This window comes from Leptolyngbya sp. DQ-M1 (assembly GCF_039962505.1).
GTDB lineage: Bacteria > Cyanobacteriota > Cyanobacteriia > Leptolyngbyales > Leptolyngbyaceae > Leptolyngbya.
Genome location: NZ_JAMPLJ010000018.1, coordinates 22,112 through 34,155 on the forward strand (window position 1 = coordinate 22,112; position 12,044 = coordinate 34,155).

General features: G+C 49.0%; 8 protein-coding genes and 2 pseudogenes. 3 read left to right on the forward strand and 7 right to left on the reverse strand.

The features are described 5' to 3' along the window. Positions 1–114 precede the first annotated feature (114 nt). Positions 115–285: pseudogene (locus NC981_RS24025) on the forward strand (IS6 family transposase); the annotation flags it as partial. A 72-nt stretch (positions 286–357) separates the two neighbouring features. Here the strand turns inward: NC981_RS24025 and NC981_RS24030 are convergent. Beyond that, a complete protein-coding gene (locus tag NC981_RS24030; protein WP_348245351.1) occupies positions 358–1,050 on the reverse strand; it encodes an IS6 family transposase in 693 nt (230 codons plus the stop codon). 396 nt (positions 1,051–1,446) lie between these two features. Continuing rightward, positions 1,447–2,049 (reverse strand): class I SAM-dependent methyltransferase, encoded by a 603-nt coding sequence (locus NC981_RS24035; protein ID WP_348245352.1) that lies wholly within the window; start codon positions 2,047–2,049, stop codon positions 1,447–1,449. A gap of 403 nt (positions 2,050–2,452) precedes the next feature. Between NC981_RS24035 and NC981_RS24040 the strand changes: the two genes are divergently transcribed. Both NC981_RS24040 and NC981_RS24045 read left to right on the forward strand, forming a co-directional pair. Then, positions 2,453–2,758: a hypothetical protein gene (locus NC981_RS24040; RefSeq protein ID WP_348245353.1), complete on the forward strand. Its 306-nt coding sequence runs from the start codon at positions 2,453–2,455 to the stop codon at positions 2,756–2,758. A gap of 736 nt (positions 2,759–3,494) precedes the next feature. Next, positions 3,495–4,820, forward strand: a complete 1,326-nt coding sequence (locus NC981_RS24045; protein ID WP_348245354.1) for an MFS transporter — start codon at positions 3,495–3,497, stop codon at positions 4,818–4,820. A 209-nt stretch (positions 4,821–5,029) separates the two neighbouring features. Here the strand turns inward: NC981_RS24045 and NC981_RS24050 are convergent. The 5 genes and pseudogenes from NC981_RS24050 to NC981_RS24070 form a co-directional block, all read right to left on the reverse strand. Further along, positions 5,030–5,874, reverse strand: a pseudogene (locus tag NC981_RS24050) (Rpn family recombination-promoting nuclease/putative transposase). 45 nt (positions 5,875–5,919) lie between these two features. Next, on the reverse strand, positions 5,920–6,669 hold the full coding sequence (locus tag NC981_RS24055) for a ParB/RepB/Spo0J family partition protein (protein ID WP_348245355.1): 750 nt from the start codon (positions 6,667–6,669) through the stop codon (positions 5,920–5,922). After that, positions 6,666–7,271 carry a ParA family protein gene (locus NC981_RS24060; protein ID WP_242026505.1) on the reverse strand — a complete coding sequence of 202 codons (606 nt, stop codon included), beginning with the start codon at positions 7,269–7,271 and terminating at the stop codon, positions 6,666–6,668. Before NC981_RS24060 ends, NC981_RS24055 begins: the two co-directional genes overlap by 4 nt. Before the next feature lie 320 nt (positions 7,272–7,591). Beyond that, positions 7,592–10,471, reverse strand: a complete 2,880-nt coding sequence (locus NC981_RS24065) for a GAF domain-containing protein (protein WP_348245356.1) — start codon at positions 10,469–10,471, stop codon at positions 7,592–7,594. 700 nt (positions 10,472–11,171) lie between these two features. Beyond that, a complete protein-coding gene (locus NC981_RS24070; RefSeq protein WP_348245357.1) occupies positions 11,172–11,771 on the reverse strand; it encodes a tyrosine-type recombinase/integrase in 600 nt (199 codons plus the stop codon). Positions 11,772–12,044 lie beyond the last annotated feature (273 nt).

Below are 12,044 nucleotides of genomic sequence, written 5' to 3' on the forward strand. Positions count from 1 at the left end.
TGGAAGAGGCGCGGTCTACGCGCCTCTTTTTTTGCTTAAACCATAGCGCTCGAAGCGGTTGTGTCGCAAAAATGGTAGGGTGTGAAGACTCAATTTTCTCTAGCTTTGCTCTCAATGGCGACTGACTCCCTGTTCAAATGGCACCACTTCTTGCCTGAAATCATCTTGCTGAATGTGCGCTGGTACTGTCGTTACTCTTTGAGCTACCGAGATTTAGAGGAGATGATGGCGGAACGGGGAGTCGAGGTGGACCATTCGACGATCAATCGATGGGTACTGAAATTCGGCATTGTCAACTTAACCGCTGACAATCAAAATTAGACACAATAATTTCTCGATCGCGGTCATCGCTCCAATTTACGCAGCATCTTTCACACAGGTGATTTCCCACCAATCCTCAAAGCGTTGGTGCATCTGTTCTCGATATCGTTTTGCACTCAGGTCATGTTGCTTCGGGTGAAAGTAGGATCGAATCGGGTCAAAGGCAGAAAGGAATCGTTGCGCTTGCCCTGGAGACTTGAAGCAGCGCATTCGTCGTTCTCGTACTCGGGTCGGTTGATGCGAATTCTCGGCCCGATTATTCAACCCTTTGTGTTGCCGATGCTCCACGTTCTTCATCACCTGTTTCTTTGCCGCTTCGTAACTCTTGAGCTTGTCGGTGACCATCACCCGTGGCACAAACCCTTGTTTCTTCAGCAGCTTACGGAAAAATCGCTTCGCTGCTTCAGTGTCTCGATGGCGTTGCAGTAAGACATCCAGCACGTTCCCTTCACTGTCTACTGCCCGCCACAGGTAGTATTGCTGCTTCTTGATTGTGACTACCATTTCGTCAAGATGCCATTTGTCTGTAATGTAAGGACGCTTATGCCGCACCTGATTCGCGTATTGCTGTCCGAATTTTTGGCACCATTCCCGAATCGTTTCGTAAGTGACTTCAATGCCTCGGTACAACATCATCTTCTCGATCTCTCGGTAGCTGAGGGGGAAGGTGTAATACAACCAGACACAGGAACTGATGATTTCGCCGGGAAAGCGATGACGGGAGTACATGAGAAGAGGTGATCCGAGTTAAATCAGTACGATTATTCTACATTCGGGTTAAGTTGATAATACCGCAAAGACTGCTAGAATCGTAGAACTTAAACTACTACAAAACGCTGTGCAGTCCCTCGGGCTGACTAATTTTTGAGAAACCTTCACGGGGTCCAGCCGTTGAGGGTTTTCTCGTTTTTGGGGTTTGATCGAATTGAAACTCGATCGGATACGATTGTACGCTGAAACGCAGAATTTGGCTTCCTTAGAGTGTAATTCTTTGCAGCTGTTCAAGAAAAATGCGGATGACAGAGAACCTTAACTGTAAGGACTTCAAGAAACTGTAATACTGCACTTTACAGAGGCAGGACGATCTCGACTCTACTCTCAAAATCACGATCTCAGTTAAGACTGTCACTGTTTCTCCAAGATGCAGAAGAGGGCTTTGGGCAGAGGATCCAGCGTTCCTTGATAGACCGTCTGCTCAACCGAACGCAGCTGAAAGCGCTCGCTAAAAATCTGCTGAATCTCCTCAGGAGTAAAGCGGTAGGGACCAGCTTCTCGAGTCTCCTGCTGGCTGAAGCACTTTAACAACAGGTAGCGCTTTGGCTTTAACAGGTTCGCCACCGTTTGCACATAAATGCTTCTGCTGTCCGGGGGCAGCACATGGAAGCACCCACGATCCAGAATTAAGTCGAACGATTGATCCAGGTGACTGTTGAGAATGTCGTCCTGACGAAACGAGATCGATAAACCCTGCTCGGTTGCTTTGGCGGCTGCCTGACGAATGGCTGTTGCTGATAAATCGGTTGCCGTTACTCGGAATCCTCGTTCTGCGAGCGCCATCGCTTGGGTGCCCGGTCCGGTGCCCAAATCCAGCGCCTCTCCCGTGCTTAGGTCAAGGGTAAGCAGGGCATGCTCAACATCAGCATCCAAGCTGGGATGGAACCAAGCCATAGTTTCAACCGGTTTTTCCTGATACAGCGCTTCCCAGTTGGGAAAGTTTCGTGCAGCCATTATCAATCCCCTTTTCAACAGGTATGAGCCTTCTCCCTATGGTAGGGCGCTAGCAATGCTTTCTGAGCGTTACCCCTTGAGAACGCTTGGGAGCACGCTGGTCTGTTCTTAGCTCAGACGGTATGTTGCCCAAATCTCGCCTCCGCTAGGGAAGAAGCAACAGGCTAAGCTGCGCTGGGCTTCAATAGAGACAGCCCTCACATCCCAGTTTGTCAGCAAAGTCGTCTGCCGGAACTTCTGCTCGTGGGTGCAGAATTTCAGGGCTACAAAGAAAAATCTGTTGAGGAGTTCGACGCAGCGTATTCTAAGTTTCCGCCCGCCTAAGCGCCTTGCTGAGTCGAGATGAACAGAATAAGATGAACTCGATCTTCGTGAACAAAAATTGGGATAGCAAGAGAGAGCGATGGCTGAACTGCCTCCACTGCATAACCGACTCGATGCCGAGTTCGAGGGGGAATGGCGAGCGGACGGCAACAATTACCGGCTTGAGGTCAAACCAACAGATCTCGATGCTCGTCGAGCGTTTGGCAGGAGAAGAACTTGGACAAGGCATTTGTGGGGCACTCTTTGCCGAGAAGAGCGTCGGAGCCGTGTTCGGTCTCCAGCTATGCTCGGGCGAGCAGGTCGTCCTCAAGCTCTTCCACCCCTCCCAATTACTGACGCAACTTGCAGCTGTGCATCGGTGCCTGGACAGATTGGTACGCTCTAGTTTCCCAGCACCACCGCCTTGCTCTCGATTGTTTCAGACGGAGGACGGCATTATCGGAGCTTTCTACACGTTCAGGGATGGGACAGTGCGGGATGCTCACGACCCCTTGGTTCGTCGAGAGCTCGCCCAAGTTCTGGCAGAGCTGACTAGCATGAAGCAAAGTGGATCGACGACATCGGACGTCGCGCTCAGTCCATCATCCAAGTTCAAGCGCTGCCGCTCTTGCCCGCACATCTCGATTGGGGCACTAAGAACTGCCGATTTCATGGGGATCACATCTGTTTAGTGTACGCCTGGGACTCGCTGTGTGCTGCCTCAGAGGCAGAGATAGTAGGACGGGCAGCAGCCCAATTTACAGCGCAGTGAGACATTCTAGCTCCGCTAACGCCGAGCCCAGATGGGGCACGTGCCTTCGTCCAAGAATACGAGATAGCTCGTGGGCAACCGTTTTCTGAGGAGGAGCGGGTGGTTCTAGCGGCTTCTGCCGACTACTGTGTCGCTCAAATTGCGCGGTTCGAGTTTGCTTCTGGCTGTTCGTCGAGCGACGGATTTTTAGCGCTGTTGCAGGACTGGGGAAGAAATAGATTCTTAGTGGTAGGCACCAATTGAGGAACAGCCTATTGCAACAATTTGATAGCGCTGTTGCAATAGACTGTCAAGCATGACGAGTTTTCTGTCTCTAAATGCCGCTATCCTACATCTTCTCTACATTTCAGCCTCATTGTCACTCTTCAAGATGTCTCCTATCCTTACTCTCCGGCAAACTTTGCTCTACAGTTGCACTTCCAGCGGTATTAATTTAATCAACACTGCCATTTCGACCTGGCTGCTTTACTACTATGCACCTCCGCCCAATACAGGGGCTGTGCAATATCTCTCGATCACAGTCCTGGGTATCTTACTGGCGATCGGTCGCGTCTGGAATGCCATCATTGATCCCTTCATCGGACATTGGAGCGATCGCACCCAGAGCCACTGGGGACGACGAACGCCCTTCTTGGTGCTCGGCAGCCTCATGACTCTCGGGGCGCTGTTATTCCTCTGGACGCCTCTGACTTCCTATCCCAGCTTGCCGAATGCCCTTTATTTCCTGACAATGACCATCATTCTGTATACAGGGATGAGTCTCGTTGGTGTCCCCTATGATGGCAGCTTGCCCGAGATGGCAGCGACGGCAGTTGAGCGCGTTCGGCTCAGTATGTGGAAAAACATTTTTGGCATTCTGGGCGTGTTGGGTGGTGCAGTCATTGCTAGCAGTGTCTATAGCCGTTGGGGAGCGATCGCCATGGGGGGAGTGATCGGAACCATTGGGGCAGTAACGGTGGGACTGACACTCCCAGTTCTCCCCAAGCGGATCTTGCCTACACTCGACCCAACGGGCGAGGGCGAAGCAATCGCATCGATGAGCTTTTGGCAAAGTCTTCGTGCCACCCTGCGGAATCGCCCGTTCCTGATCCTTTGTAGCTCCACGATTCTCGTACAGACTGCTTACGCGATGTTGCTCTCGAACCTGCCTTACTTTGTTGCATTGATTTTGCAAGAACCAGAGGCAGCCGTGGGACGCTATCAGGGTTGGGTGGTGATAGTGATGCTGGCTGCCGCTCCCGTGTGGAATCGGTTGAACCGAGACTATCCGGATCGGCAATTACTAAAGGTGTCCTTGTTTGGGTTGGCAGTGACTACAAGTTTGCTGACCGCAGTGGGATGGATTTCCTTCCTATCAACTGGGCTTCAAGCCGCACTCTGCTTAGGCTTTTTGGGACCTTTTCTCGGCGGTTATTTTATCTTGGTCTACGCGATGATGGGAGCCGTCGTCGAGCAGGATGCAATCGTCACGGGACAGCGGCGAGAAGCGTTTCACTACAGTATTTTCTCGTTCTCGGCTGGCATGGGGCTATCGTTCTCAACCCTGATTATCCCACCCATTTTTTCTCATTATGGTTACACGCTAGCACAGCCTGCGGGTGTGCGAGTGGTATTTCTGGTTGCTGGGATACTTGTGGTTTTGAGTGCTGTAGTCTTCCATGACTACCGCCTTACAGAGACACCCACGCAGAGGTAAGCCGATAGTGTAATCATTGGTCTGAACGTCTGTGCCCGAGCGCAGACGTTCATCCTTGAAAGCTTGCTTTGTCGTTAAGCTTGTGGCAGTTACGCAACGAGCGAATGCGAGTTTGAAAATATAACCGAACAGTGATTTACTCCAAGATTAGTCCAAGCGAGATTGCATCCTTAGAATTGTGACAGTTAAGCCACAGCAGACTAAAGCTGTCAATTCGTTTGCAAATGCTGTAACCATATCTCCAAATCAGAGAGCGTTTGAAAATCCAGTAGTGCTTCTGCCAGGGATTCGATTTGAGTCAGCGATAAGTTGGCAATCTGCGATGACAAGGATTCAGGCAACACTCCAAAACGACGATTTAATAGACGTAGAACAATCCTCTCCCTTCTTCCTCGCGTCCATCTTCCTTCGCTTCCTGATAGAATCGTGTTTCTTGAAGGGTTGTAATTCCTAGCATTGCTTCCGCCTCCTGCCGATTTAGATTTGTGAATTTGTAAACCAGAATCGTCGTAATCATCTCAATTATGGCGCGGATTGCCTCTTGAGATGCTTCTCCCCGCGATCGCGCTAGCAGAGCCCTCGCCACTTCCGGCGTACTCGCTTCATCAACCGTTGTCAAAGCCATCAGCGCTACCCCTAGCGGCAACTGTTCAATCTCCCCCAACTCATCCAAGAACACCCGATGCACCTGATTGCTATTTAACTGCGATCGATAAGGGTGCGTTTCTGTTTGCTCAGTCGAGCGAGATGGGTAAATAATTACAGTCTGCCAGTCCGTGAAACGGCTCCGGTTTCTGTAGAAATACAAAAACGATTCACCAAATAGTCGCTCATACAGCACCTCATCACGCTGAAACTGAACTTCGCAGAAATAGACAACGCCCGGCTCAGCATCTGGTGGTAAAAACACGCCGTCAATCTCAAATCTGGGTTCTTTCACTGCAACTGAGTCGAAGCGATACTGCCCAGCATTCGAGGGGAACTCTTCTAACAACTCAAACAGTAGCGTTGGAGCCTGTTGGAATAATTTATAGAAAATTGAATCACGACGCACTAGATCGACATCTCCGACTTGTTCATGTCTTTCTAAATCTTGGTTTTAATCTTCTTCAATACACTGCTCTATCAAGGTCATAACTTTTGGCAGAATCCTTAAAAGCTGTTTCCCTCCCTGAGTTGTAGGTGGATCAGATTGAATCTGCTTAAGCTTGGCAAGAGTCTGCTTCAAAAGTACGACACGTGTCGTGCTTTTTAGAGACGAACTTCTTATGGATATTGTGTCTTCTGACAAATACCGCTGAATTGTGCGAAGGTTCTTTCCCACAACGACAGCTAAAGCAGGCATTAGCGGCTTTTGTCCCTTTTTAGGGCGACCTTGGACCTCAACATAACCTGATGCTTTTAAGCGAGCTGCGATCTCTCTAACTTCAGTAGGGGTGTAGTCGCGACGCTGCTCATTTTCAGCGACCTCAATTTGTAGCGCCAGGTCAGGTTCCTGATCAGCGTCAATTGCTAGAGAGCGAATCGGAATTTGCTCATTTGGGAAGTGTCGGTGGTAAGCAGTAGGCTGATGCGTTTTGAGATGAATGATTGCGGCAAGCCTATGCCCACCAGCTAAGAGTCGTTTCTGTTTATCTACAACAAGGGGTTCAATGAGACCCAAAACAGAGATAGATTCGGCAAGGGCTTCCACATGAACAGGATTAAGCGTGCGAGTGTTTTGCGATCTCGGCTGAATCTCGTCAAGTAGTAGTGTGCTGCCTTGAGAAAATGAATTAATTTGTTCTGGAGAGGAGGACAGGGGCTGTTTAGCTCGTGCAGCTGCAATAATTTTGTCTAAATCAGTCATTTCTTAGCTACCTTCCACAATTCTTTGCCAACGGCTTCGTACTCAAGCCAAGCTTCACCAGCTTTTGGGTCACGAATTTGGTTGACGGGAACACCTGCGTTCTCTGCTTTAAGATAAGCGGAAAATCGTCGAATCATGGGTTTAAAGATAGGAAGCCCTGCTTTCTTGAGGGCTTGTTGAGCTTTCTCGCCTTCTCGACTAGGCTTGGGAGGGACAACAGTGAGCAGGATGCGATATCGATCTGTCGGTAAAGTCGTGAGCGTTCCAATCGTAGCTTCAAGAGCAAAAGTTGTTGGGGTACAAGGAATAACAAGGAGATTGGAGGTTTCGGCAAGGGCAGCGAGATCAGCATCAGTGGGACGCGCAGCGGTATCAATCACAAGGTGATCATAGTCAGCAGGAATAGATTCACCATCACAAACGAGAAAAGGCACACTTTTGCCACCACGTTCAGCCCACTGAATGACAGAACGGTTTAAGTCTCCGTCAGCAAGCACAGTTTTACCTCGTTTGCTGGCAAGGTAAGTAGCAATATGGATAGCAGTCGTACTTTTGCCAACCCCACCTTTGAAAGATGCAATAGTAATAATCATGCCGATCATTTTAGCCTTTCAAGTGCAAGCGAAAATAAAAAGTACGACATGCGTACTTTTCACAGAATAACTGAGTAGATACAAACTTGGCGATCGTCCTTCAGTTGGCATCATCTTGTGTAAATCTAACGACCACTAATCGCAGATTATACTTTTTAACCTTCAATAAATCCGAGCATTTAGCCCTATCAAAAAAGGGCTGTCTTTTCATCAATTTCAGCATTCAAGAAGAACCTTTGGTTTTCTTAGCTTTCAGGTTCTGCTAAGGAGTGACAAAAAGCCCTATCAAAAAAGGATCCTTTCTCAATGGAGGCAGCGTCGCGAAAATATTAGAAAGGGTTGATGGGCATTGCATCAGTCCGACTAGACTCCTGCTCACTTGGCTGACCCACCGCATGCATTACCTCATGCAGCGCCTTCAGTAATTCCTGAGCGGTATAGGGTTTCGACAGAAATGCGCTGGCTCCTAAATGCATCGCTTCCTTCACGTTGTCACTCGAAGGAAGCCCACTCACCGCAACCACTTTGACGAGCGGATTCATTTTCTTAAGAATCTGGATTGCTGCGGGACCTGTCATGTTCGGCATCATCATGTCCATCAAAACAACGTCTACTTTGTCCTTATGTTGGGCATACGAAGCAAGCGCTTCGATGCCGTCATTAGCCGTTAAAACCTTATATCCAGAGGTTTCTAGCGTCGTTTTCGTAATCTCACAAATGCTCCCTTCATCATCCACCACTAAAATCAACTCTCCATTGCCGAGGGGCTGTTCTATTTCTCGGATCGATTGAGTTTCCCTTCCTGCAATCGCTGGCAAGTGAACCTTAAATTGGGTGCCTTGTCCGACTTCGCTATAAACATTGATAAAGCCTCCGTGACTTCGGATAATGCTATTCACCGTGGACAGTCCAAGTCCTGTTCCTTTCCCCACCTCCTTCGTGGTGAAGAATGGATCAAAGATGTGATCGATGGCATCAGGCGAAATCCCGCTACCCGTATCCGCGACAGAAATGACTATATAAGGACCAACCTTGGCATCAAGATGCATGTGTGCATAGCTTTCGTCAATCCAGAGATTTTGAGCAGAAACACTTAAGCATCCTCCCGCGGGCATGGCATCCCGAGCATTAACACACAGATTCATCAGCACTTGATGCAGTTGTGTTGTGTCAGCAGAAACAACCTGAAGGTCAGTGTCAATCTGAGTTGAGACTTCAATTGACTTGGGAAACGTTCCGTCAATAATCTGCTTTATTTCCGCAATCACGTATCGCACTTGAAGTGCTCTGCGTTTGCTCTCGGCTCCCCGTGCAAACGATAGGATTTGGTTGATGAGCGCTGCTCCCCGTTTCGTATTCGTTTCCTGTATCTTCAGGAACTGCCGCGTCGACTCATCTGCATCCGTGAGTTTGAGCTGAAGCAACTGGGAGACCGCAAGGATGGGGGTCAAAATGTTGTTGAGGTCATGAGCAATTCCGCCTGCTAGTGTCCCCAAGCTCTCTAGCCGCTGGGCGTGAAGAAACTGCCGCTCAAGTTGTTTCTTCTGAGTAATGTCTGTATTGATAACCAAGATCGATTTCAGTTGATCAGCTTCAAACATGGCGGTCCAGCAACTCTCAACCAAAATCTCTTTGCCGTCTTTGGTCAATTGGTGCAATTCTCCCTGCCACTTGCCGGCTTCAAGCACAGTCTTTTGAATTTTCTCGAGTGTAGGCGCAACTTTTTGACACAGCAGATCGTTGGCACGAAGGCTTGACGCTTCAGCTTTCAGCCAACCGTAAAGTTGTTCAGCGCCCCGATTCCAGAAGAGGATTTGATAATTTGAATCTAAAACCCAAATGGCATCGGTTGTGACATCAAGCAGCGCGGCTTGCTCCCGAATTTTCTCTTCGGAGCGCTGACGTTCCATCAGTTCGGTCTGCACTTGTTGGTGCAGTTGGGCTTGCTGAATGGCGATCGCTAGCTGGGTGGACAGTTGCTTGAGCAACTCCAGTTCGATCTGTTGCCAAGGTCGGGCTTGGGTGCAATCATTTGCTACAAGCAGTCCCCAGAGTTGCTCGTCTTGCACAATTGGCACGACTAAGTTCGCCCGGATTTGGAGGCGGTCTAACGACTCAAGATGACATTGGGAGAGATTTCCAGCGCGAATATCAGAAACCGCGTGAATTCGTCCCTGCTGATAAAGTGCTCGATTGCCAGGTTGGATAAAGAAGGAGTCCGCCACTCTCGTTCCCTGAATCGGTAAACACTCTGGAACAACGGCTTCGACGGTGACCTCACCGCTCCAATCTGATGCAAAACGATAAATAAACACGCGATCCACTTGAAGAAACTGCTGAACTTCTGTGACAGCCGTTCTTAAAATCTTCTCCAAATCCAACGATCCACGAATGCGCTGAGCAATTCCGGTCATTACCCGCTCGCGATCGACCTGTTGACTCAGGATTTTCTCTCGCCATTGCTGTTTCGCCAGCTCAGCGAGTTGCTCCGCTCGACTTTGGCATTCTAGCTTGACTCTCTCCTGGTAGTTCCCAAAGAAGTCAGCCAAACTGGGTTCCTCTTCGAGTAACGCATTCAGGTTGTTCTGCACGCGCCGATCGGCTTCGTAAACGACTTCAGGATGGAGTTCCATCCAGGCATGACACGCTTTAACATAAGCAATAAAGGCAAGCAAATGCTTGTAATTCACAACGCCTAGAAACTGCTGTAGAGTATCGCGGTAAGTCTTCGCCTGTTCGCTCTCCAAGGCAATAAAAATTGCCACCTGAAGCAGACTGGCTTCAGCCAAGGGGGTTAAGTTAGACCAATCCTCCAAGAGACGGGGCTGCGCTGCCAACTTTTTGAGATGCTCGTCGAGTGCTGCGAGCACAGGCGGTGGAGAGGCGAGTAATGCGAGAACCTCTCGTGCTGACAGTCCCAGAGGGCGTAGGGTACAGCTGTGACAAATCATGCAGTAAGGAACGACACAAAAGCGCGAAAGGTAGGCAGAAAGTTTCTCCTTAAATAAGGCTGGCAGAGGATTATGAATATAGGCAGCGAGCGTCTGCTGCCAAAGGTTCTCCAATACTTGGGGAGAGGGTTCTGCAGGTTCAAAAAAGGGAGGGATAAATCCAAGTGTTGCCTCAATTTCTGCCTTAATCTGTTGGCTGGATCGACCCATATAAATATCTGTTTTTGGTGGAGAGACTGTAGCGATAGAGTGTGACATTAGGTTTTCAGGGGGCATTTATTTGTGGCGGTATCAATCAAGTTCTGCTCGGAATACTGCAATTCAACTACAAAGCCACTGAGGCTACTCCATGACGCGGGTTTTAGAAGCGAAAACCAACTATGGCTACCCGTATCTTTGCTGTGAGAATAAACCAAGTGCGACAGATATATTGGGAAGTAATGCAAAATCTCAGCCTATGTCTCACGCCTATGTCTTATGGTAGAGGCTAGTGATAGCGTTGGCCAGTCTTTCTGAGAAGAAAGGTGAACTTCTTAATGATTATTTATTTTCGTCCTTTACTGTTTTGTCAGAATAATTCTGGGCAGGCATAAATCGCTTTTAGTATAGTGAAATCATCAGGAGAAGCTGCTTACTCAGCATTAAGACTTGCACTCGCTCAAATCGTCGCATGACACTCGTACCTTTGCTGGTCAGCTCCAATCAATGGACAAGATAGCTAGTGTACAGTGACTAATTAAATGACAGTGGGACAAGTTCGCGTCATCCAGCCAGTCTGAGCGCTGTACACTTCAAGGATTGAAAAACTCTTCGGAATTAGTGCTTAACGGAACGCGAACGAGATACTTCGTTTGTCACAAAAAAGTATTTGCGACACAATCCTTTTTTGTGCCCTATCCGTAAACGAGCTTTTTTTGATAGCAGCGATAAGCACTGCCTGTACCCAGTTGTTATGCGTTTACAGTTCCAGCTCATAAATCTGGGCAATCTCCTCGGCTTGAATCCCCAGATACGCTAACGTCTGCTGCTGTGTGGCATGTCCAAAGGCTTCCATCAGCAGTGGAATGGCAGTCCCGCGCTCTAGTCGCTGCCAATACCCCCAAGTCTTGCGCAAGCTGTGACTGCCATACTTGCCCTTCAATCCCACATGCTGACACCACGTTTTCACCATCGTGCTCACGGTCGGAACCGTCAGGCAACCGCGCTTGCCTTGGAACAGGAACGCCTCATCGGGAAGGGGATGAGCAGTGAGGTACTGGGAGATCGTCTTGACCACCGCCCCATTCACCGTCACGCTCCGAAACTTCCCTGTTTTGCTTTGCTTCACCCGCAGCACATCGCCCAGTTGCAGGGAACGCACCTGACCCACCGTGAGCGAAAGCAGTTCATTAGCGCGGAAGGCGGTATTGATTCCCAGCACAAACAGACAGAAGTCCCGCGGTTGGTCGCGCAGCAGTTTCTTAATCCGCTCGATCGCCCGCTTATCCCGAATCGGCTCAACTGTGAGAACAGATCCCGGAAGCGGATGATGCGGATTTTTGCCTTTTTGAAACGCCATGCCAGCCTTGATCTTTTCACTAAGTTATCACACTCTATAGCTAAGGACTTAGTGAAAAAGGACATTCCGAAAAATCATCGAGAGTAGAAATCAGCGCTGAACGCTAATCACGGCAAAGAATACAGCCGCATTCGAATTCACTAAGTTCTAAGGAATAGTTACTAAACCACTATGCACTGAAAGTACATAGGTTCCTTCAGGGCTGAAAGCCCAAGTGAACTCATTCCAGCAAGAAATTGTCGTTGTCCTGATTTGATGGATTTCGATGATGTT

Coding starts and splice junctions, on each gene's coding strand:
- NC981_RS24040 (WP_348245353.1), top strand. CDS start 2,453: ATGGCTGAACTGCCTCCACTGCATAACCGACTCGATGCCGAGTTCGAG.
- NC981_RS24045 (WP_348245354.1), top strand. CDS start 3,495: ATGTCTCCTATCCTTACTCTCCGGCAAACTTTGCTCTACAGTTGCACT.
- NC981_RS24035 (WP_348245352.1), bottom strand. CDS start 2,049: ATGGCTGCACGAAACTTTCCCAACTGGGAAGCGCTGTATCAGGAAAAA.
- NC981_RS24030 (WP_348245351.1), bottom strand. CDS start 1,050: ATGTACTCCCGTCATCGCTTTCCCGGCGAAATCATCAGTTCCTGTGTC.
- NC981_RS24055 (WP_348245355.1), bottom strand. CDS start 6,669: ATGACTGATTTAGACAAAATTATTGCAGCTGCACGAGCTAAACAGCCC.
- NC981_RS24060 (WP_242026505.1), bottom strand. CDS start 7,271: ATGATCGGCATGATTATTACTATTGCATCTTTCAAAGGTGGGGTTGGC.
- NC981_RS24070 (WP_348245357.1), bottom strand. CDS start 11,771: ATGGCGTTTCAAAAAGGCAAAAATCCGCATCATCCGCTTCCGGGATCT.
- NC981_RS24065 (WP_348245356.1), bottom strand. CDS start 10,471: ATGTCACACTCTATCGCTACAGTCTCTCCACCAAAAACAGATATTTAT.